The 20,229-nt window shown below is 70.2% G+C and carries 18 protein-coding genes and 2 pseudogenes; 12 read left to right on the plus strand and 8 right to left on the minus strand.

The window, feature by feature from the left end:
- Position 1 precedes the first annotated feature (1 nt).
- Positions 2-3,376, minus strand: a complete 3,375-nt coding sequence (locus tag ACZ69M_RS26250) for a pyruvate carboxylase (protein WP_470053881.1) — start codon at positions 3,374-3,376, stop codon at positions 2-4.
- A gap of 378 nt (positions 3,377-3,754) precedes the next feature.
- Here ACZ69M_RS26250 and ACZ69M_RS26255 point away from each other — a divergent pair, with 378 nt between their 5' ends.
- The 6 genes and pseudogenes from ACZ69M_RS26255 to ACZ69M_RS26280 all read left to right on the plus strand — a co-directional run bounded on the left by ACZ69M_RS26255 (position 3,755) and on the right by ACZ69M_RS26280 (position 7,332).
- On the plus strand, positions 3,755-4,228 hold the full coding sequence (locus ACZ69M_RS26255; RefSeq protein ID WP_470053452.1) for a hypothetical protein: 474 nt from the start codon (positions 3,755-3,757) through the stop codon (positions 4,226-4,228).
- Between the two features lie 340 nt (positions 4,229-4,568).
- Positions 4,569-5,138 (plus strand): carbonic anhydrase, encoded by a 570-nt coding sequence (locus ACZ69M_RS26260; protein WP_470053454.1) that lies wholly within the window; start codon positions 4,569-4,571, stop codon positions 5,136-5,138.
- An 83-nt stretch (positions 5,139-5,221) separates the two neighbouring features.
- Positions 5,222-5,782: a hypothetical protein gene (locus tag ACZ69M_RS26265; protein ID WP_470053456.1), complete on the plus strand. Its 561-nt coding sequence runs from the start codon at positions 5,222-5,224 to the stop codon at positions 5,780-5,782.
- Positions 5,783-5,929: 147 nt separating this feature from the next.
- A complete protein-coding gene (locus ACZ69M_RS26270; protein WP_470053458.1) occupies positions 5,930-6,052 on the plus strand; it encodes a hypothetical protein in 123 nt (40 codons plus the stop codon).
- A 205-nt stretch (positions 6,053-6,257) separates the two neighbouring features.
- Positions 6,258-6,779 (plus strand): annotated as a pseudogene (locus ACZ69M_RS26275) (MFS transporter); the annotation flags it as partial.
- A 37-nt stretch (positions 6,780-6,816) separates the two neighbouring features.
- On the plus strand, positions 6,817-7,332 hold the full coding sequence (locus ACZ69M_RS26280) for an MFS transporter (RefSeq protein WP_470053902.1): 516 nt from the start codon (positions 6,817-6,819) through the stop codon (positions 7,330-7,332).
- Positions 7,333-7,735: 403 nt separating this feature from the next.
- On the opposite strand, the gene ACZ69M_RS26285 is transcribed toward ACZ69M_RS26280, so the two are convergent.
- On the minus strand, positions 7,736-8,350 hold the full coding sequence (locus ACZ69M_RS26285; protein ID WP_470053459.1) for a TetR/AcrR family transcriptional regulator: 615 nt from the start codon (positions 8,348-8,350) through the stop codon (positions 7,736-7,738).
- A gap of 261 nt (positions 8,351-8,611) precedes the next feature.
- On the opposite strand from ACZ69M_RS26285, the gene ACZ69M_RS26290 reads away from it, so the two are divergent.
- Both ACZ69M_RS26290 and ACZ69M_RS26295 read left to right on the plus strand, forming a co-directional pair.
- Positions 8,612-9,667, plus strand: a complete 1,056-nt coding sequence (locus tag ACZ69M_RS26290) for an aldo/keto reductase (RefSeq protein WP_470053461.1) — start codon at positions 8,612-8,614, stop codon at positions 9,665-9,667.
- A 173-nt stretch (positions 9,668-9,840) separates the two neighbouring features.
- Positions 9,841-10,749, plus strand: coding sequence for a short-chain dehydrogenase/reductase (locus ACZ69M_RS26295; protein WP_470053463.1), 909 nt, complete (start codon positions 9,841-9,843; stop codon positions 10,747-10,749).
- Between the two features lie 24 nt (positions 10,750-10,773).
- Here ACZ69M_RS26295 and ACZ69M_RS26300 read toward each other — a convergent pair whose 3' ends face one another.
- The gene (locus ACZ69M_RS26300; RefSeq protein WP_470053465.1) at positions 10,774-11,463 is read right to left on the minus strand and encodes a TetR/AcrR family transcriptional regulator; all 690 of its coding nucleotides are present in this window, start codon (positions 11,461-11,463) and stop codon (positions 10,774-10,776) included.
- Positions 11,464-11,827: 364 nt separating this feature from the next.
- Here ACZ69M_RS26300 and ACZ69M_RS26305 point away from each other — a divergent pair, with 364 nt between their 5' ends.
- Genes ACZ69M_RS26305 through ACZ69M_RS26315 form a run of 3 tightly spaced genes read left to right on the plus strand, consistent with a single transcriptional unit; the run spans position 11,828 to position 15,233 of the window.
- The gene (locus tag ACZ69M_RS26305; RefSeq protein WP_470053467.1) at positions 11,828-12,811 is read left to right on the plus strand and encodes an enoyl-CoA hydratase/isomerase family protein; all 984 of its coding nucleotides are present in this window, start codon (positions 11,828-11,830) and stop codon (positions 12,809-12,811) included.
- On the plus strand, positions 12,808-13,731 hold the full coding sequence (locus ACZ69M_RS26310; protein WP_470053469.1) for an alpha/beta hydrolase: 924 nt from the start codon (positions 12,808-12,810) through the stop codon (positions 13,729-13,731). The genes ACZ69M_RS26305 and ACZ69M_RS26310 overlap by 4 nt, the downstream gene beginning before the upstream one ends.
- Before the next feature lie 32 nt (positions 13,732-13,763).
- Positions 13,764-15,233, plus strand: a complete 1,470-nt coding sequence (locus ACZ69M_RS26315; protein ID WP_470053471.1) for a class I adenylate-forming enzyme family protein — start codon at positions 13,764-13,766, stop codon at positions 15,231-15,233.
- A 145-nt stretch (positions 15,234-15,378) separates the two neighbouring features.
- On the opposite strand, the gene ACZ69M_RS26320 is transcribed toward ACZ69M_RS26315, so the two are convergent.
- Both ACZ69M_RS26320 and ACZ69M_RS26325 read right to left on the minus strand, forming a co-directional pair.
- Entirely contained in the window at positions 15,379-16,194 is an 816-nt protein-coding gene (locus ACZ69M_RS26320; protein WP_470053473.1) for an oxidoreductase, read from the minus strand.
- Positions 16,195-16,716: 522 nt separating this feature from the next.
- Positions 16,717-17,544 (minus strand): alpha/beta fold hydrolase, encoded by an 828-nt coding sequence (locus tag ACZ69M_RS26325; protein WP_470053475.1) that lies wholly within the window; start codon positions 17,542-17,544, stop codon positions 16,717-16,719.
- Between the two features lie 143 nt (positions 17,545-17,687).
- On the opposite strand from ACZ69M_RS26325, the gene ACZ69M_RS26330 reads away from it, so the two are divergent.
- A complete protein-coding gene (locus ACZ69M_RS26330) occupies positions 17,688-18,296 on the plus strand; it encodes a TetR/AcrR family transcriptional regulator (protein WP_470053477.1) in 609 nt (202 codons plus the stop codon).
- Positions 18,297-18,367: 71 nt separating this feature from the next.
- Here ACZ69M_RS26330 and ACZ69M_RS26335 read toward each other — a convergent pair whose 3' ends face one another.
- The 3 genes and pseudogenes from ACZ69M_RS26335 to ACZ69M_RS26345 form a co-directional block, all read right to left on the minus strand.
- A complete protein-coding gene (locus tag ACZ69M_RS26335) occupies positions 18,368-18,538 on the minus strand; it encodes a hypothetical protein (protein WP_470053479.1) in 171 nt (56 codons plus the stop codon).
- Positions 18,539-18,714: 176 nt separating this feature from the next.
- Positions 18,715-19,442: pseudogene (locus ACZ69M_RS26340) on the minus strand (SDR family NAD(P)-dependent oxidoreductase).
- Positions 19,409-20,161 (minus strand): MBL fold metallo-hydrolase, encoded by a 753-nt coding sequence (locus tag ACZ69M_RS26345; RefSeq protein WP_470053481.1) that lies wholly within the window; start codon positions 20,159-20,161, stop codon positions 19,409-19,411. The pseudogene ACZ69M_RS26340 and the gene ACZ69M_RS26345 overlap by 34 nt, the downstream one beginning before the upstream one ends.
- Positions 20,162-20,229: the final 68 nt, after the last annotated feature.

Genomic DNA, 20,229 nt, shown 5'->3' on the forward strand with positions numbered 1-20,229 from the left:
CTCAGCCGACCTCGATGAGCAGGTCGCCGCCTTCCACCTGCTGGATCCGGTTGATGGCCAGCCTGGTCACCCGGCCGGCCTTCGGGGCGGTGATGGAGGCTTCCATCTTCATCGCCTCGATGGTGGCCACGGTCACACCGGCCTCCACCTCGTCGCCCTCGGCGACCGCGAGCGTCACCACACCGGCGAACGGCGCCGCCACATGCCCGGGGTTGGCCCTGTCGGCCTTCTCGGTCACCGGTACGTCGGAAGCCGCCGCGTTGTCACGGACCTGGATCGGCCGCAGTTGGCCGTTCAGGGAGGACATCACGGTGCGCATCCCGCGTTCGTCCGCCTCGCCGATGGCCTGGAGCTCGATGAGGAGCCGCACGCCGGGCTCGAGGTCGACGGCGTACTCCTTGGCGGGGCGCAGACCGTAGAAGAAGTCCTTGCTGTCCAGCACGCTGGTGTCGCCGTAGGCCTGGCGGCGGGTGTCGAAGTCGCGCGTCGGCCCGGGGAACAGCAGCCGGTTGAGGGTCGAACGCCGGGACTTCTCCAGGCCGGTACGGTCCTCGGCGCTCAGCTCCGGTACGGGCTTGGCCTCTGCGCGGCCTTGCAGCGCCTTGGTACGGAAGGGCTCGGGCCAGCCGCCGGGCGGGGTGCCCAGTTCGCCCCGCAGGAAGCCGATGACGGAGTCGGGGATGTCGAACCTGTCCGGTGTCTCCTCGAAGTCCTCCGGCGCCACCCCGGCACCCACCAGGTGCAGGGCGAGGTCACCGACGACCTTGGAGGAGGGGGTGACCTTGACCAGGCGGCCCAGGATACGGTCCGCCGCCTCGTACATCGCCTCGATGTCCTCGAAGCGGTCGCCGAGGCCGAGCGCGACCGCCTGGGTGCGCAGGTTGGACAGCTGGCCGCCGGGGATCTCGTGGTGGTAGACGCGTCCGGTCGGCGAGGCCAGGCCCGCCTCGAAGGGCGCGTAGATCCTGCGGACGCTCTCCCAGTACGGCTCCAGGTCACCGACGGCCCCAAGGTCCAGGCCGGTGGGCCGGTCGGAGTGGTCGGTGGCGGCGACGATCGCCGACAGCGAAGGCTGGGAGGTGGTGCCCGCCATGGAGGCGACCGCGCCGTCCACCGCGTCGGCGCCGGCCTGGATCGCGGCGAGGTAGGTCGCGAGCTGACCGCCCGCGGTGTCGTGGGTGTGCAGGTGCACCGGCAGATCGAACTCGCGGCGCAGCGCCGACACGAGCGTGGCCGCGGCGGGCGCCCGCAGCAGACCGGCCATGTCCTTGACGGCCAGGACGTGTGCGCCCGCCGCCACGATCTGCTCCGCGAGGCGGAGGTAGTAGTCCAGGGTGTACAGCCGCTCCGACGGGTCGGACAGGTCGGAGGTGTAGCACAGGGCGACCTCGGCGATCGCCGTCCCGGTCTCCCGTACGGCGTCGATGGCCGGACGCATCTGGCCGACGTCGTTGAGCGCGTCGAAGATACGGAAGATGTCGATGCCGGTGGCCGCGGCCTCCTGGACGAAGGCGTCGGTCACCTCGGTCGGGTAGGGCGTGTAGCCGACGGTGTTGCGGCCGCGCAGCAGCATCTGGAGGCAGATGTTGGGCACGGCCTCGCGCAGGGCCGCCAGGCGTTCCCAGGGGTCCTCGGCGAGGAAGCGCAGGGCGACGTCGTAGGTGGCGCCGCCCCAGCATTCCAGGGACAGCAGCTCGGGCAGTGTCCGGGCCACGGCCGGGGCGACGGCGAGGAGGTCCTTGGTGCGTACCCGGGTGGCGAGCAGGGACTGGTGGGCGTCGCGGAAGGTGGTGTCGGTGACGCCGATGGTCGGCGACTCCCGCAGCTGCCGGGCGAAGCCTTCCGGGCCGAGTTCGACGAGGCGCTGCCGGGAACCCGCGGGCGGCTCACCGGCGGGCAGCGGGGGCAGTTTGGTGACCGGGTCGATCAGCTCGGGCCGTTCGCCGTGCGGCTTGTTCACCGTGACGTCGGCGAGGTAGGTGAGCAGTTTGGTGCCGCGGTCGGCGGAGTGGCGGGCGGTGAGCAGGTGCGGCCGCTGTTCGATGAACGACGTCGTGACCCGCCCGGCCTGGAAGTCGGGGTCGTCCAGTACGGCTTGGAGGAACGGGATGTTCGTGGCGACGCCCCGGATGCGGAACTCGGCCACGGCACGCCGGGCGCGGCCGATCGCGGACTTGAAGTCCCGGCCCCGGCAGGTGAGCTTGACGAGCATCGAGTCGAAGTGCGCGCTGATCTCCGTACCCGCGTGGGTGGTGCCGCCGTCCAGGCGGATACCCGAGCCGCCCGGCGAACGGTAGGCGCTGATCCGGCCGGTGTCCGGGCGGAAGCCGTTCGCCGGGTCCTCGGTGGTGATACGGCACTGGAGCGCGGCACCGCGCAGGGTGACCGTCTCCTGGGAGAGTCCGAGATCCGCCAGCGACTCGCCCGAGGCGATGCGCAGCTGGGCCTGGACGAGGTCGACGTCGGTGACCTCCTCCGTGACCGTGTGTTCCACCTGGATGCGCGGGTTCATCTCGATGAAGACGTGGTTGCCGTCGCGGTCGAGGAGGAACTCCACGGTGCCGGCGTTGCGGTAGCCGATCTCGCGGGCGAACCGCACCGCGTCGGCGCAGATCCGGTCCCGCAGCGCCGGATCGAGGTTCGGCGCGGGCGCCAGCTCGATCACCTTCTGGTGGCGGCGCTGCACCGAGCAGTCACGCTCGAACAGGTGGATGACGTTGCCCTGTCCGTCGGCGAGGATCTGCACCTCGATGTGGCGCGGATCGACGACGGCCTTCTCCAGGAAGACGGTGGGGTCACCGAACGCCGACGTCGCCTCGCGGGAGGCCGCCTCGATGGACTCACGCAGTGTGGCCGGGTCCTCGACCCGCCGCATACCGCGCCCGCCGCCGCCCGCGACGGCTTTGACGAACACGGGAAAGCCGACGTCCTCGGCGGCGCGGACCAGTTCATCGACGTCGGTGGAGGGCGCCGAGGAGCCGAGGACCGGCACGCCGGCCGCCCGGGCGGCCGCCACGGCGCGGGCCTTGTTTCCCGTCAGTTCGAGCGTGGGGGCGTCCGGGCCGACGAACGTGATGCCCGCCTCCTCGCAGGCGCGCGCCAGTTCCGGGTTCTCGGACAGGAACCCGTAGCCCGGGTAGACGGCGTCCGCACCCGCCTTGCGTGCGGCACGGACGACCTCCTCCACGGAGAGATAGGCCCGCACCGGGTGCCCCGGCTCGCCGATCTCGTAGGCCTCGTCGGCCTTCAGCCTGTGCAGCGAGTTGCGGTCCTCGTGGGGGAAGACGGCCACGGTTCGCGCGCCCAGTTCATAGCCAGCGCGGAACGCGCGAATCGCAATCTCGCCGCGGTTGGCGACCAGCACCTTGCGGAACATCCTGGATCCCTTCGGCCTGCCGGTGACGAGGACCATGCTGTCGGTGACGCCCGCGATATGCCATGTGAACCGGGCCACTCCCGTCCTTGCCCCGCTCGGAACACCGTGCATTCGGGGTGGGCCGTCCAGGGCGAACGCACGTCGTCGCCCGCACGGGTGGTTCCCGCCACCATCATGGTGCCCCGCGTGCCCCGACGGATGCGTACCTGCCGGCGTACGACGGGGGCTCGGGAGGCGTCCGGGTGCGCCGTCGTCAAGAAGCAACCGTCGGCCGCGGTTGGCAGATTGTCGCCGTTGACCCGTATGTACGGCGCATGACAGCGTCGGCGCTGCCCGGGCGGCAGGCCCCGGGCGCATCCGCGGAGGGGACCGATCAGCATGGGCGGCAGACGGACCACGTACACGGTGGCGGCGGCCACAACAGCCGCACTTCTTCTCGGAGTCTCGGGCACGGCGGCCTCGGCCGCCGCCGCGCCTTCCCCGGCCGCGACACCCCTGGCGACCGTGCACGCCTTCGGCCAGAGCGACTTCTCCCCGGAGGAGGAGGCGCACCTGCGGGAGGTGGCCGCCTCCATCTGGAACGCCGACCTGGCCGCCGGCTGGAACATGAACCCCGACGTCGCCGACGTCCTCTCCCAGGCGACCGGCGAGATCCTCCGGTGCTCCGAGGCCTTCGCGCTGGTACCCCGGCCGCCCGGCTTCCTCCCGGGCATCGGCTACCTCCTCAGCTACTGGAAGAACCTCAAGGACTACTTCCTCGTCGTGAAGGACAACCGGACCTATCGGGCCTGCGTGGTGACCGCGGCGGCGAACTACCGGTCGGCGATCGAGATGGCGTCGATGGGCATCTGACCGGCCGGCAGTGACGCTCCGCCCCAGACCGTTCCGGATCTCCGGGCCGTGGGCCATCGGTGGCGCAGTGGCCCGCGCCCGCGTGTGCCTCCCGTCCTGTTCCCTCACCACACCGCACAATCGCCCCTGGTCAAGACGTACGGAGACGTCGCGGCGGACTGAGAGGCCAGGGCTGATGGACAGAGCGGGACATCCCGATCGCAGAGTTCTTCTCGTCGGCGGTCTCATGGCCGCCACGGTCACGCTTGCGGGGTGTTCGCCGACTAGCGCCGCCTCGTCGGCGACCAGCGCTCCGCCGCAACCGCCGCCGACCACGCCCGCCGCGGCGTTCACCAGACTCATGGAAGGCAACAAGCGCTGGGTGAGCGGCGATCTTCGACATCCCGACCGCGATCCGGACCGGCGCCAGTTCGTTGCCGAGAAGCAGGAACCCTTCGGGGCGATCCTGTCCTGCATCGACTCCCGGGTACCGCCCGAACTCCTCTTCGACACCGGTCTGGGTGACCTGTACGTGATGCGCACGGGCGGGGAGGCCATCGGTCCGGTGGTCACGGGTTCCGTGGAGTACGGGCCCATGACGAGCGGCACTCCGCTCATCGTGGTTCTCGGGCATCAACGCTGCGGCGCCATCGAGGCGGCGTACAAGTCCATCCGTGACGGCAAGCCGCTGCCCGGCAATCTGGAGGCGATCGCCAAGGCCCTGCGTCCGGCGTACGAGCAGGCGGTCCGCGAGGGCGGTGCCGACCCGGTGGACTCCATGGCCCGCGCGCAGGTCACGCTGACCGCCGCCGGCCTGCGCTCCAATCAGGACCTGGCCCCCCTCGTGAAGAAGGGTGCCCTCGCCGTGGTCGGCGCCTACTACTCGCTCGACACCGGCAAGGTGGAAGTCCTGGCCGGAGCGCCCGCCTGAGCGGTCCGAGCCGCTGGCGGAGGGCACGGCCCGCATGACAGGGTCATCCTGATCGGACACAGGCGGGCGACGAGGATGAGTTCATGGATGCACAGACGTGGGACGCGCTGGTGGAGTCGATGAAGAGCGCGTACGCCGCGGGGCTCGCCGAGGGAGCCGTGCCACGGCCGGTCATCATGCCGCTGGTACGCGGCGAGTTGGTCGGCCTGATCTGGGTGCGGCCGACCGAGCCCGGCAAGGACGCGCTCACCGGCATCGCCGAGCTCGCGAACATCGCCGCGGCGGCCGGCGCCGACGAGGTCGTTCTCGCCTGGGAGACCCACGACGTGGCCACCGCCTGCCAGTTGCCGGTCACCGGCCCGGTGCCGTGTCTGAACATGGTGCACGCCACGAAGGACGGCCATGTGCTGCACCAGTTCCCCTACACCGAACAGACCCCTGCGGGTCGCGGCCCGGCCGAGCCCGCCTGGCAGCCCGCCGTCGAGCCACAGCCGGGCGGCGAGTTGGTCCTTCCCGTCCAGGCCGCGGTCAACTACTCCTTCATCCCGCTCGAACTGGACCATCCCTCTCCGTTCGGCGTCACCGTCGTCCTCATGGAAGAAGACGGCTACAACGTCCGCCTGAACGAGGCGTTCGCCGGCTGACCGCGCTTGCGGCTCACTCAACAGCCGGAAGTCACCGCGTACGCCGAATGGCAGGCCGAGCCGTGCCCGGGAGCGCTGTTCGCTCGGAGGTGCGACAGGGCCCCGCATACCTCCCGCGCCGGTCGAGGCGCCCGCGGACTGGAACGCATGACAGGTGAGCAGCGAAACGGCACCGACCTGGGGCGCTTCCTGCGTGCCCGCCGGGCCCGGGTGACCCCGGAGGAGGCCGGGCTGACCGCCGGCGCCGGGCCGCGCCGCACGCGCACCTGACCGGTGACGTCCCGGTTTCCGTCGGCGACGAGGGCACCTCGTGAGGTACGTGAACCTGCTGCGGAGCCCGCACGGGGCCCGGCTGCCGGCGGGCACACTTGTCGGACGGCTGCCGAGCGCAATGGGCGCCGTCTCGATCCCGCGGGCCCTGCGCGAGGCAGGCGAGCCGTGCGGGTTCGTCGGGCTCGTCGTCGGGGCGTTCGCCATGGCCACGGCCGTGGGAGGGCCGCTGCTCGGCCGTCTGGTCGACCGTGTCGGCCAGACCCTGGTACTGCCGCCGGCCGCCCTGCCGGCTGGCTGCGGGTTCCTGGTCATCGCGGCGGCCCCTGACCGACAGGCTTCCGTCGTTGCCGGCGCGTTCCTGGCGGGAGTGGCGTCGCCGCCGCTGGAGCCCTGCCTGAGGGCACTTTGGCCGACGGTCGTCTCCGACGAGAAACTGGAGTCGGCCTACGCCCTGGATTCCGCCTCCCAGGAACTGATCTTCGTGCGCGGGCCGCTGATCGTCGCCGGATGTGTCGCCGTCGACTCACCCGTGACGGCCTCGTGGGCCGCCGCGATGCCGGGATTCGCGGGTGTGCTGGTGATCGGCACCGCCGAGCCCGCCCAGGCCTGGCGGGCGCCCGCCCACGAGGCCGACCGGCTCGGCCCGCTGCGCAGCCGAGGTCTCGTGGTCCTGCTGGTCGGCCTCACCGGCGCGGGCGTCGCGCTCGGCACGCTCACTGTCGTCGTCGTGGCCTGGGCGGAGGAACACCGCGTGCCCGGAGGTGCTCTGGCGCTCCTGGCCCTCAATCCCTTCGGCGCGCGCCCTCGTCGGCGGGCTCACCTACGGCGCCGTACGCCACTGGGCGCTCCCGCCCGCGCGGCGCGCCCTGCTGCCGACCCTCTGCCTGGCACCGGGCTATGGGCTCCTGCGTCTGCTGCCCGGACCATCCTTGATGTCCGGCCTGATGGTGCTGACCGGGCTGTTCCTCACACCGGTGCTGACCGTCAGCTTCGTCCTGGGCGGAGAACTCGCCCCGGCGGGCACCGTCACGGAGGCGTTCGCGTGGCTCGTCACGCTGATGACCTCGGGCATGGCCCTCGGGTCCGCCGCCGTAGGGCTGGTCCTGGAACACTGCGGTCCGAGTCGGGCGGCGGCGTGCGGCGTGCGGGGGCTCACGGTCAGTGCTCTCATGGTCCTGGCCGGGCAGTCACGACTGTCTGCGCACCGGGGCCGCATCGCAGTAAACGACCGTGTGACTCCTGGGGGCACCCATGGATTCCCCTTGCATAGGGCTTGACCTGCCCGGACAAGCACGCATGTCCGTTGGACGGTGGATGCCCGCTTCGCCGTGCGGTGCGCGGGAGGGGGCCGAACGTGGACGGGAGAAGCGGCCTGACGGGTCGTCGGCCTTGAGGAGACCGGGGCCCGACTCATGGCGCGGGACGCGGTGTCGGCCGTAGGAGGCATGTGGAAGCGGGAGCAGGAACAGGCGGCGGCCGATGGTCATCACACGGTCAAAGAGCCTGAGCATACTCGGGCCGACCGGCCGGACCCCGCGCCCTCGTCCAGCCCGCCACGCGGCTGGAGACCGTTCGTCCCGGCGCCACGTGACCGACCTGCCCGTGGTTTCGGGACCGCCAGCCCGGCCGGTCACCCATCACGGAGTCGCGACGACGTCACGCACGGGACGACCGACCTCGTCACGGAGACCCCGGACCGGCGTCGGCGAGGGCGGCGTCCACCAACGCCTCCGCGATCGATCGTGCGTACTCCATGACATGACCGCTGTTCAGCGCAAGGCCCCGAGCGGCAGCTCCGTCGAAGAGCAGTGCCAGTTGCTCGCCGAGGGTTTCCGGGTCGGCGACCCCGGCCTGCCGCGCGATGTCGGCGAGGCTCCGGGCACACCTCTTCTTCTTCGCGGCGGCCAGCTCGTGGGCGGGATGGCCGGGGTCCGGCACCTCGACGCCGACGTTCAGGAACGGGCATCCCCGGAACGGGGTTTTGGTCTCCGTCGGTTTCCAGTCGAAGACGGCCAGAAGCCGCTCGCGAGGGCTCGCCGCCGCCAGTGTGGGCTGCTGAGGAACGACGGGAGGCTGGTCGTCGTCGTCCAACGACCGCAGATACGCCACGACGAGCTCGTCCTTGCTTCGGAAGTGCTGGTAGAGCGTGCGCTTGGACACTCCGGCGACGGTCGACAGCTGCTCGATCCCGGTCGCGTTGATCCCCTGTGCCGTGAACAGCTCGGTCGCCGCTCTGAGGATCCGCTCCCGGGCACCGCGGCCTTGACGCCGGCGTACAGGGGTGGGTTCGTTCACAGCCTCAAGGATACCGATCGTTTTACATAGGTGGCCGGGGCAGCTACGGTGAAGCACTAAGTAGACCGATTGTTTTACTTAACGGCGCCCGCCACGTCCGGCATCACGCCGTACGCGGATCGGCGCATTGGCTGCGCCGCGCCCGCCGGCAGACGCACCCGGCGGCCCCCGATGGCCTCGGCCGGGCCGCCGTCCCGCCTGGCGCCCCAATCACCACCGCTCATCTCGACCTCGACGGGTCATCAGCACGAAGGAGATCCGATGCGTTACACGACCTTCGGACGACGGACAGGACTGCGCGTATCCGAGTACGCACTCGGGACGGGGAACTTCGGCACCCGCTGGGGCGCCGGCGCCGAGCCGGACGAGGCGCGCCGGATTTTCGACGGATTCGCCGAGGCCGGCGGCACGTTTCTCGACACGGCGGACAGCTACCAGTTCGGCGAGTCGGAAGAATTGGTGGGGAAGTTCGTCGCAGCCGACCGGGACCACTTCGTCCTGGCCACCAAGTTCACCAACGGGGCCGCCCCGCAGCCGGGCATCTCCCGGACGGGCAACAGCCGCAAGAACATGGTCGCCTCGCTGGAGGCGAGCCTGAGGCGCCTCGGCACCGACTACGTCGACTTGTACTGGGTCCACTTCCCCGACGACCTCACTCCCATGGAGGAGATCCTGCGGGGACTGGACGACCTCGTCACGTCCGGCAAGATCCTCCACGTCGCTCTCTCCAACTTCCCCGCATGGCGGGTGTCCCGTGCCGTCACCCTCGCCGACCTGAAGAACTGGGCACCGATCACGGGTATCCAGGTCGAGTACAGCCTCGTCGAGCGGACCGCGGACCGTGAGCTGCTGCCGATGGCCGAGAGCCTGGGACTCGGCACCGCCCTGTGGTCCCCGCTCGGCGGCGGACTGCTCACCGGCAAGTACCGGCGCAGCGACGCGGGGCGGCTGACCGACCTCAAGGCGGTCATCCACACCGAGAGCACCGAGCAGAAGACCGCCGTGGTCGACGCCGTGCTGGCCGTCGCCGAGGAGACCGGCGCGACGCCTGCCCAGGTGGCGGTGGCCTGGCTGCGTGAGCGTGGCGCCCAGGCGTCCACCTCGTACGTGCCGATCATCGGCCCGCGGAACCCCGCCCAGCTGGACGAGTACCTGGCCGCCCTCGACGTCCGGCTCACGCCGAAGCAGTTCGCGCAGCTGTCCGAGGTCAGCGAGATTTCCCTCGGAGTGCCCCATGAGGCCGCCGCCGGTGCCCGGGATGCCGTCCGGGGAGGCGACGCCCGCCGTGTGACCCCGCCGGCCACCCCGGTGGCCTGATACCCGAGGGCACTCCTCGGCCCCCGGCAACGGTCCGTCGGTCACCCCGTCGGGCCGTTCGCCGCCCGCCCCGACCGACGGCGACCCACCAACGCACACCCGCACACTTCCCGCTCGCCCCCGGCACCTACCACCTATTGCGCTCCCCCAATAACGAAGTTATGTTACGGGCCATGAAACAAGACCTGGCAGGCCGACGACTGGTCGTCACGGGAGCCGCGCGCGGGATCGGGGCCGAGGTGGCGCGGGTCGCCGCCGCCCGAGGCGCCCGACTGGCCGTACTCGGGCTCGAACCCGATCGACTGCGCGAGCTCGCTCAGTCCCTGGGCCCTGACGCGTCCTGGCGAACGGCCGACGTACGCGACGGGGCCACCCTGAAGTCGGCGATCGAAGACTGTGCGCAGTCCATGGGCGGCATCGACATCATCGTCGCCAACGCGGGGGTCGCGGCGTACGGGACCGTACGGCAGACGGACGACGCGGCGTTCGAGCGGGTTCTGGACATCAACCTCAACGGTGTCTTCCGGACCCTGAAGTACGCGACGCCCCATCTGGAGCGCAGCCGCGGTCATGCGATGGTCGTGTCCTCCGCGCTGGCCTTCATGCCGCTGGCCTCGATGGCCGCGTACGGCGCGAGCAAGGCCGGGGTGGAGATGCTCACCCTGGCCTACCGCCAGGAGGTGGCCCATCTCGGTGTCACGGTCGGCCTGGTGCACCCCTCCTGGATCGACACGGACATCGTCCGGGGCGCGGAAGACGACCTCCCCTCCTTCCAGGACCTGCGCAGACGGCTGCCGTACCCGGGCAACGTCACCACGAGCGTCGACCAGGCAGCCGCGGCGATCGTCGACGGACTCGTCCGCCGGCGTAGCAGGGTGTACGTGCCACGTGCGATCGCCGCGGCCAACTGGGCCAAGGCAGCCGTCAATTCACCCCTCGCATGGCCCTGGGCGCGTCGTTTCGCGGCCCGAGCCGTGCCCACCCTCGAACGCGAGGTGGAGGCATTGGGCCGGCATGACCAGCTGGTACCCGGCGTCGACAGCCCCACCAGAAGTACCGGGCCTTCCCGGCCGGGCACCTGAGAGGCATGCCGGTCCGATCCCCCGTCACCTCTCTTCCGCCGAGCGGAAAAGGCGCAGCCCCTCCTCGTGCGAGGCCAGCGCACGCTCCCGTTCGTCACCCAGCCCCACGGCGAAACCCACGCCCATCGGCAGCAGTACCTGCACCATCGGGTCCTCGAACTCGGCGAAGTGCTCGGCCAGTTCGAGGGTGATGTAGCCGTGGACGTAACTCCACAACTGAGCCGTCACGACATCGGGGTCCTGCTGCGCCACCCGGCCGGAAGCCACGAGCCGTGCGCACGCTTCGGCGACGACCGCGTAGGCCTTGCGGAAGGCCGGTGAGCGTCCGCTGAACCGGAGGTCGGCATCCGACAGCGGTCGGTAGGTCGCACGAGTGGACAGCCCGAACATCAAGTCGTACAGGTGGGGGTTCTCACCGGCGACCCGTCGGCAGGTCAGCGCCATGGCAAAGAGATCCGCGACCGCATCGTCGGTCACCGGCACCCGGGAGAAAGTCTTGCCGAGCTCCTCGAACCCGTGATCCGCGACGGCCCGGACCAGCTCGGGGATGCCCCCGAAGTGGCTGTAGACCACCATCGTCGACAAACCGCTGGCGGACGCCACCGTACGCGCCTTGATGGCCGATGGTCCCTGCTCGGCCAGCAGGCCGATCGTGGCCCTGATGAGCCGCTCCGGCACCCCCAGGGGCGCCGACGCTGTTGACGCGTCTCCCATGTATCCACCCGACTCCGCAACCGACCTCGCACCGGAAGCGTAACGCCGACCGGAGTGATGGTTGCCACACACGAAATAACTTGGTTATATGAGCTCTCGACGCCAGGATACACATCACGAGTGGCGTGGCGTCGCGAGCACAGCCGCATCCCTCGCGGCGCTCATCACAACAGGTCCGAGCCTCACGCATCGGAGCCGGCACAGGTCACGGGACCGCCGGCCGTCGTATCCCCGCCGAACCGACGCCCCCCACTGCGTGGGCGGGTCGAAGCACCTCCGCGGCGATCCCGCCCGCTCGGGTCCACGCCCGTTCCCCTTCACATCGCCCTCCCCTCACCACGGATTCAGCACGGGAGCAGACTCCATGAGAAAACCCGAAAAGGGCCACCTTGAGATCCAGGACGACGGAGCCGTCCTGACCGTCCGGGTCGACGGCGGACCGCACGGTGTGTTCGGCCTCGACATCGCCGACCGGCTCAAGGAGCTGGTGGACCGGGTCGACCGCGATCCCGGCGTCCGTGCCGTCGTCTTCACGGGCGCGCACCCCGAGCGGTTCGTGAGCCACGCCGAGGTCCGGTGGCTTCAGGAGGAGGGCGCCGCGAGCCCTACCGTCGGCCGACGCGGTGCCGCCGCCGTCGTTCGCGTGGCGAAGGGAGTGGACCGGGCCCGGGTCCTGGAACCTGTGGCGCGCAGGACGCCCTTGCGCGGCGCCCTCCAGCTCGAAGCCCTGCACACGACCTTCCTCAAGATGAACGCCAGCGGAGTGATCTTCGTCGCCGCCCTCAACGGCTCGGCTCTGGGCCTCGGCGCGGAGTTCGCCTGGGCATGCGATCTGCGGGTCATGGCCGACGGGGACTTCTTCATCGGCCAGCCGGAGATCCTTCTCGGCATCATTCCGGGCGGCGGCGGCACCCAGCGGCTGACCCGTCTGATCGGCACCCACCGGTCTCTCGTCGCGATCCTCGAAGGCAAACCGTTCACCCCTGCTCAGGCTCTCGCCAACGGGGCGGTGGACGAGGTCGTTCCGCCGGCCGAGGTGGTCACGCGAGCGGTCGAACTCGGCCGGCACTTCGGCGCCCGACCGAAGGGATCGGTCGCCGCCGCGAAGAGGTCGGTGTACTTCGGCGGCTCGATGTCCCTGGCGGACGGCCTGCACGTCGAACGCACCGAGTTCTTCACCAGAGTTCTGTCGCGGGAGGGCCAGGAGCTGATGCTCGACTACATGGACACGACGGACGCGACGGGCGAGCTCCCGCTCTACCGGCCGGACACCTACGCCGAGGCGCTCGCGTACGGCAGCGTGCCCGGGCCCCGCTCGACGACCGACCGTGAGGTGAGCCGGCCATGACCACGCAGCACCCCTTCGTCCGTCACGACGTCTCGTTCCCCTCTGGCGACAGCACCTGCGCCGGATGGCTCTACCTCCCCGCCGGCGTCGCCTCGCCGCCCGTCGTCGTCCTCGGGCACGGCCTCGGTGCCACCCGTGACATGCGCCTGGACGCCTTCGCCGAGCGTTTCGCCCAGGCCGGCATCGCCGCCCTGGCCTTCACCTACCGGCACTTCGGCGACAGCGGCGGCCACCCTCGTCAGTTGCTGTCGATCAAGCGCCAGCTCGCCGACTGGGATTCCGCCCTCGCCTGGGTCAAGGCCCGCCGTGACGTGGACCGTTCGCGCGTCGCGGTGTGGGGCAGCTCGTTCGGCGGGGGGCATGCCATCACCGTCGCCTCGCGTCATCCCGAACTGCGCGCGGCCGTGGCCCAGTGTCCGTTCACCGACGGTCTGGCCTCGGCACTCGCGCTCGGCCCGGTGGCCTCACTGCGGATGACACCCGTACTCGCCCGGGATCTGGCGGCCAGGGTACGCGGCAAGGCGCCCGCGATGGTCCCCATCGCCGCCTCCCCAGGTTCGCCCGCGCTGATGAACGCTGCGGACGCGCTGCCCGGTTACCAGGCGCTCGTGCCGAAGGGGAAGACGTTCCGCAACGAGGTCGCGGCGCGGGTCATCCCGACCATCGCCGCCTACCGGCCCGGCCGTGCGGCGAAGAAGGTCGTCATGCCGATCCTCTTCTGCGTCAGCGACACGGACTCCGTCACCCCTCCCGCACAGACACTCCGGTACGCGCGAACCGCACCCCACGGCGAGGTAAAGCGGTACGCCGCAGGCCACTTCGACTTCTACACCGGCGAGACCTTCGAGGCCCTGGCGCGCGACCAGGTGGAGTTCCTGACCCGGCACCTCGCTCCACTCTCCGCCTCTTCGGCTCCCTGACCGGCTCGCCCACCGAAACAGGTACGCACGCCATGAAATTCGCTTCATTGCCCGATCGCCGCGCCGCCCTGGATCCGGACGGTCCCGCGGTCTCGGACGGGCTCCAGGCGCTCACCAACGCCCAACTGCTGAACCGTGTCCGCGCGGCGGCGCACCACCTTCAAGACCTCGGCATCGGTCCCGGTGACGTCGTCGCCCTCAAGCTGACCAACCGCGTGGAGTTCGTCCTGCTGCTGTTCGCGGCCTGGCGGCTCGGTGCCACCGTCACCCCGGTCAATCCGAGCATGACCGACGGCGAGGTCGCCCGGCAGCTCGTCGACTCCGGCGCACGCCTGCTGGTGGTCGAGGACGGCACGGAAGCCGTGGCCGGCCTCGTCACGCTCGCCGTCGGAGGCCTGCGCGAACAGGCTCCGGGGTGGGACGGGGCGCCGCAGCCGGACCCGTCCGCCCTGGCCCTCCTCATCTACACCAGCGGTACGACCGGGGTGCCCAAGGGGGTGATGCTCGACCACGCGAACATCGACGCCATGGTGGAAATGGGACGCCTGGCCCTGGAGTTGGGGCCGAGCGACCGCTGCCTGCTGATCCTGCCGCTCTTCCATGTCAATGGCATCATCGTCAGCGTCCTGACGCCGCTGCTCGTCGGAGCCAGTGTCGTCATCGCGGGCCGGTTCGATCCCCGCACCTTCTTCGACCTCGTCGAGCGGGAGCGCCCGACCTTCTTCAGCGCCGTGCCCACGATCTACGGCATGCTCGCGGCACTTCCGGACGACGTTCAGCCGGACACGTCGTCGCTGCGGTTCGGGGTCTGCGGTGCCGCACCCGCCTCCGCCGGCCTGCCGGCCCGGTTCGAGGCTCGGTACGGGTTCCCCCTCGTCGAGGGGTACGGACTTTCCGAGGGAACCTGCGGCTCCACGATCAACCCGGTCTCGGGACCCCGACGCGCCGGAACCGTGGGGCTGCCCTTCCCCGGGCAGGAGATACGGATCGTGGACGCGACCGGTGCCGAGGTGACACAGGGGCTGGACGGCGAGGTCGTCGTGCGCGGCGCCAACGTCATGCGCGGCTACCTGGGCCGCCCCGAGGAGACGGCTCGCACCGTCATCGACGGCTGGCTGCACACGGGCGACATCGGCCATCTCGACGCGGGGGGATACCTGACCCTGGTCGGGCGGTTGAAGGACATGATCATCCGAGGTGGGGAGAACATCTACCCCAAGGAGATCGAGGACGTGCTGGCGGGCGATCCTGCCGTTCTGGAGGCCGCCGTGATCGGGATTCCGGACGAGAAATGGGGCGAAGTGGTCGTCGCCTACGTCCAGCCGCGGCCGGGCGTGACGGTCGATCCCGCGGCGCTCCAAAAGCTCTGCGCGCGGCATCTCACCGGCTACAAGCGTCCCACCTCGTACATCGTGGTGGAGGCCATCCCCAAGAACGCGGTCGGCAAGATCGACAAGGTCGCGCTGCGAGCAAGCCACACCTCCGCCTCCGCCGGGGCATGACGACCCGGGACGGACGGCACCGCCGTGCGGCACACGGAGTCGGCCGATGTTCCTCGTCAACGCTCGCCGACGGTTCCCGCCGAGTGCGCCGTGCGGGAACTCACCGCAGGCACGGGCACCTTCGGCGAGTTCCCGCACGTGGCTGTCAGTCGACCATCCGGTTGAGTTTCCGGACGCTCTTGTCGAAGGCCCGGGTGGGGACGATGCGGCGGAGCACGCTGGCGCGTGCGGCGATCGAGCCGGCGGGATAGCTCAGCTTCGGTTTCGGGTCGGTCGCTGCCGCGACGACCGCCTTGGCGACGACAGCGGGATCGTCGCCGCTGCGCATCTGTTCCTCCACCACCTCGTCGACGACGGCCCGTTGCCGCGCGTACAACGGCAGAGGTGTGTCCGCGTGCACCATGTTCATGTCGAACGGGGTGTTGACGGGGCCGGGCTGGACGCGCAGCACCCGAACGCCGTACTCACGGACCTCGTGGTCCAGGGACTCGGAGTAGCCCTCGACCGCGTGCTTGGAGGCGATGTAGACGGACATGAAGGGGTTGGGGACGAACCCGCCCACGGAGGAGATGTTGACGATGCGTCCGTAACCCCGGCCGCGCATGTACGGCAGGACGGCTTTGGTCATACGCATGAGGCCGAAGACGTTCACGTCGAAGACGCTCTGCGCCTGCGCGACCGAGATCTCCTCGGCTGCGCCGTTGGTCCCGACCCCGGCGTTGTTGACCAGGACGTCGATGCGCCCGAACTCCTCGATCACCTGCTGGACGACACTCTTCACCGAGTCAGCGCTGGTCACGTCGAGTCCGAGGAGCGTCACACCGCCGCGAGACGGGCCGTCCGCCCCCTTTCGGCTCGTCCCGATCGCGTCGAACCCCGCCTCGGCGAGCGCGTGCGCCGTCGCCCTGCCGATTCCCGAGGACGCGCCCGTCACGAGCGCCACCGGCCGATCCGTCGTCATGTCCCGCTCCCGAATCATTTATATTACGACCTTACTGCAATAGTAGGCGCTCACTGCTGGCGCCTCGATCACGCCCTCCGGCACCCCCGCACCCCCGCCGGGCGCGGGCAGCCGGCCTGGCGACGATGGTCGTCGACCAGACGGTCCGCGCCCGTGACACCGTCGGCGACATCGCGCAGGACGATGGTGATGACGGGCGCAAACTCCCTCGGGTGGCATCCAGGGCCGGATCGTCCGTGGACATTCCGAGGAGTTCACGCAGTTCGCCGACCCCGAACGCCTGGGCGAGGTGCCGGCCGCAGGCGTTCGCGATCCGCGACCGCTCCCCCTGCCCCGGCCGGCCGACGACCCCCTGTCCCCGTGAACTGCACGATCACGACGGAAGCAGCGGAACCCGGCGTCCGCCCCGCACGAAGACGACGCCGGACCCTCACCCTCGTTCAGCCCGGACGACTGCGGCAGTTCGCCGGTCGGCATGGCGAACCGGCACCGCCCGCAGGAGTGGCACGTGCGCCACCGGCGCTACTCGTCGAGGAACTGAACAGCGTGCTTCAGGAACCGCTCGGGGTACTGGAACTGCGCTCCGTGCCCGGCGTCGGGGTAGATGATCAGCTGGGCATCGGGAATGTGCTGCGCGAGGTGCCAGGAGTGGATCGTGGGGATCATCACGTCGTCCTCGCCGTTGAGGACCAGCGTCGGCTGGGTGATCGCGTTCAGGTAGACGAAGGGTGTCTCGCCCGGCCGCAGCGGCGCGTAGGCGAGGGCCGCCTCGATCTGCGCCATCATGAATTCGGGCGAGCTCGGCGGATCCTGGTCGACCCTCTGGTGACGCCGCTCCCAGAAGGCCTTGCCCGCTTCCTGCGCGGCCTCCGAACGGCCGAAGAACAGGTAGAGGAAATCGTCCAGGGTCGGGACCGGATTCGTCGCGACCTCCGCAAACGCCTTGGGGTCGGCGGCCGCCTCTCCGCCGCGCAGGCCGGTGCCGATCAGCAGAAGCTTGCGCACCAGCTCGGGGTGGCGCAGCGCGACCTCCTGAGCTTGGAAACCGCCGATCGAGAAGCCGAGCAGGTCGACCTGCTCCAGCCCCAGCGCCCGGATGACCGCGGCGATGTCGTCGGCCATGTCCTCCATCCGGTTGCGCGGCGTGCCGGACGACGAGGCGAGACCGCGACCGTTGAACAGGATGACCTCACGCCCCTCCGCCAGGCCGTCGGTGATCAGCGGATCCCAGTGGTCCAGGCCCCCGCGGAAGTGCTGGACGAAGAAGAGCGGAACGCCGGAGGGCTTCCCCCAGCGCCGGTAGGCGAACCGGTCCCCGTCGACCTCGATGTACTGAGTCGGTGCGGTCACATGTGTGTCACTCACGGCCGTGCCTTTCTGTAGTCGGCGACCCTTAGAATGATGGTCGTAATCTAAAAAGTCAACCGCTTAGATGTCGATCGACATCTATGTATGGTGGACAGCCCGGCGTCGACAGGAGGGACGGGCCTGACATGCGAGTCACCAAGGCACAGGCAGAGCAGAACCGTGCGCACATCGTCGCGACAGCCGCCCGGCTGTTTCGCGAGCGCGGCTACGACGGTGTAGGCGTGGCGGAACTGATGGCGGGGGCCGGATTCACCCATGGCGGGTTCTACAAGAGCTTCCGCTCCAAGGCCGCCCTGATGGCCGAGGCGTCCGCGAACGGGCTCTCACGGACCGCGTCGCTGGCAGAAGCTCTGGACGTCGCCGAGTTCGTCGAGTCCTACGTCTCCCGGGAACATCGCGACGGGCGCAGTGACGGGTGCACCATCGCGGCCCTCAGCGGCGACGCCGCACGTCAACCCGAGGACTTCAAGGCGGAGTTCGCAGTCGGCATTGAGAGCCTGACGGCAGCCCTCCAGGCCGCAGGCGACGCGTCGCCGGACGCGGACCGGCTCATGGCCCGCACCACGGTGATCGACGTACTGGCCCACTCGGTCGGTGCCATCGTGCTGTCGCGGGCGTGCCCGGACGGCTCTCCACTGGCCGACGAAATCCTCGACGTCTGCCGTGAGGCGATCCTCGCGTCACTGGCACGCGCAGACAGCAGCCGGTCAGTGGCGGAGAGCCCGGCGAGTTGATCCCGAGGCCTCCAGGGCTGCCGCGACCGGGGCTGCGGTCTGCTGTCCATCGGCCCGCAGGTCGAACACCTTTACGGCCACCGCCACTTCATGAGCCTGACGGCCGTCTTCACCGCGCCGCCCAGGTCACCGAACTCGACTGCCGTACCGAGATCGGCCGGGCCACCCTGGACCTGCTCACCGAGCAGGTCCAGGGCGCTCGCAGTCTCCTGTTGGCCGGGCGCGGTCGGCAGGTCACCCACATCGACTTCAGTGGACGCCGCTGACCGCTACCCCTGCACACCTCGGACGTTCCGCCGTTCTCGGGGAGCCGGCCACGTCGGCGACAGCGCTCGGCTCGACCGGTCCCGGTGGGGACGAGACCGTCGTTGGAGCCCGATGCCGTCCCACCGGGATTCCCCCGTCCGCCGTATCCCCGCTACGAGGTGTGGGTATCCGGCATGTACGCCGCCGCGTATTGGCGTTCGAGTGCCTTGATCGCGCCGCCGCGCCAGCTTTCCGCCAGGGATTGCGAAAGGGGATCGGGGAAGATGTCCTCTTCCCCTTTCTCCACCCCGTCGAGGATGTTTCGCGCCGTGGACTGCGCCGACGCCTTCGGTATGTCGAAGCTCTGGGTCATAGCCGTGTCCACGGGGCCCGGCAGAACGGTGTGCACGCTCACGCCCTGTCCGGCCAGCAGGGCTCGCCACGACTGTGACAGGGAGAACACGGCCGCCTTCGAGATCGAGTAGCCGGCGGAGGCGGGCACGGCGGCCCAGGCCGCGAGCGAGGCCAAGTTGACGACGGCCCCCCGGGAACGAGTCAGAGCCGGCAGGAAGCCTGCGTCATGTCGTGCGTGCCGAGGAGATTGACCGCGAGGTGCTGTTCGAGCACGGCGCGATCGACCAATTCGTCGGCGAGCCCGATGCCCGCGTTGTTGATGAGGATGTCGAGGGAGCCGACCTTCTCGGCGGCCTCCGTTATCTGCGCGTCGTCGGTGACGTCCAGGGCCAGGGGCGTGACACGCTCGTCCGAGGGGGCGAAGGGCCGGCGCGTACCGGCGTAGACGCGCTGTGCGCCTCTCTTCAGCGCTTCCTCGACCAGCGCCCGCCCGATGCCGCGGTTGGCCCCGGTCACCAGAACTGTTGCGTCTGCGATCGTCGACATGAGATCTCCTGGCTCGGTGGGATGGTGTGAGCACCGACCCGGCCGACGGGCCGGGCCGGCTGACAGGTCGCTGAGCGGGGAAGCTGCGGGGGTCTGACCCGTCGGAGCAGGCCGGCCAGGACCTCAGTGTCATGCCAGGGATCGCTCCGGGGTCGAACTGCCGTGACCTTTCCCTGCCTTGCGGGTGACCGCCTTACGCACCCGCGAGTCACCTGCCTACGGAGTCGGGGCACCGGCCAGGAGACTGAGAGCGCCAGGTGCACTCCGTTGTAGACGACGTCACCGGCGACGGCCAGCTTCAGGCTCGGCACCCAGAGCACCGTGGTGTCGTCGCCGTCGCTGTGACCGACCTCGACCGGGAGGAGCACGTTTCCCTCCAGGCTCAGCCCCTCCTCGCCGACGACCTGCACTTCGACCGGGGCGGTAGGGATCCGGTCCGGGAACGGCCCGCGGGTCTCCGGCGTGGCCAGGGCCGCCATGTGGGCCTCGGTCCCGGCCGTCGCACGGACCACCGCGTCGGGGAACCGTTCGAACAGGACGGGAGCACCCAGCCAGTGGTCGCCGTGGCCGTGCGTGATGTAGATCTCTGTGACGTTCCTGCCGGTCTTCTCCACCCAGGCCAGCACCTCGCGGGCGGTGTCCATGGTGAAGGGCGGATCGACGAGAACGGCGTCCCGCTCGCCGTGGATCAGGGTCGTCGAGATGGGCGACCACACCATCGGCTCCCCGTCGGGAAGGTTCAGGGTGCCGCTGCTCTGTGCGATCGCGGGGGGGGCACGAACACCTC

This window comes from Streptomyces sp. NPDC107454, assembly GCF_055582885.1.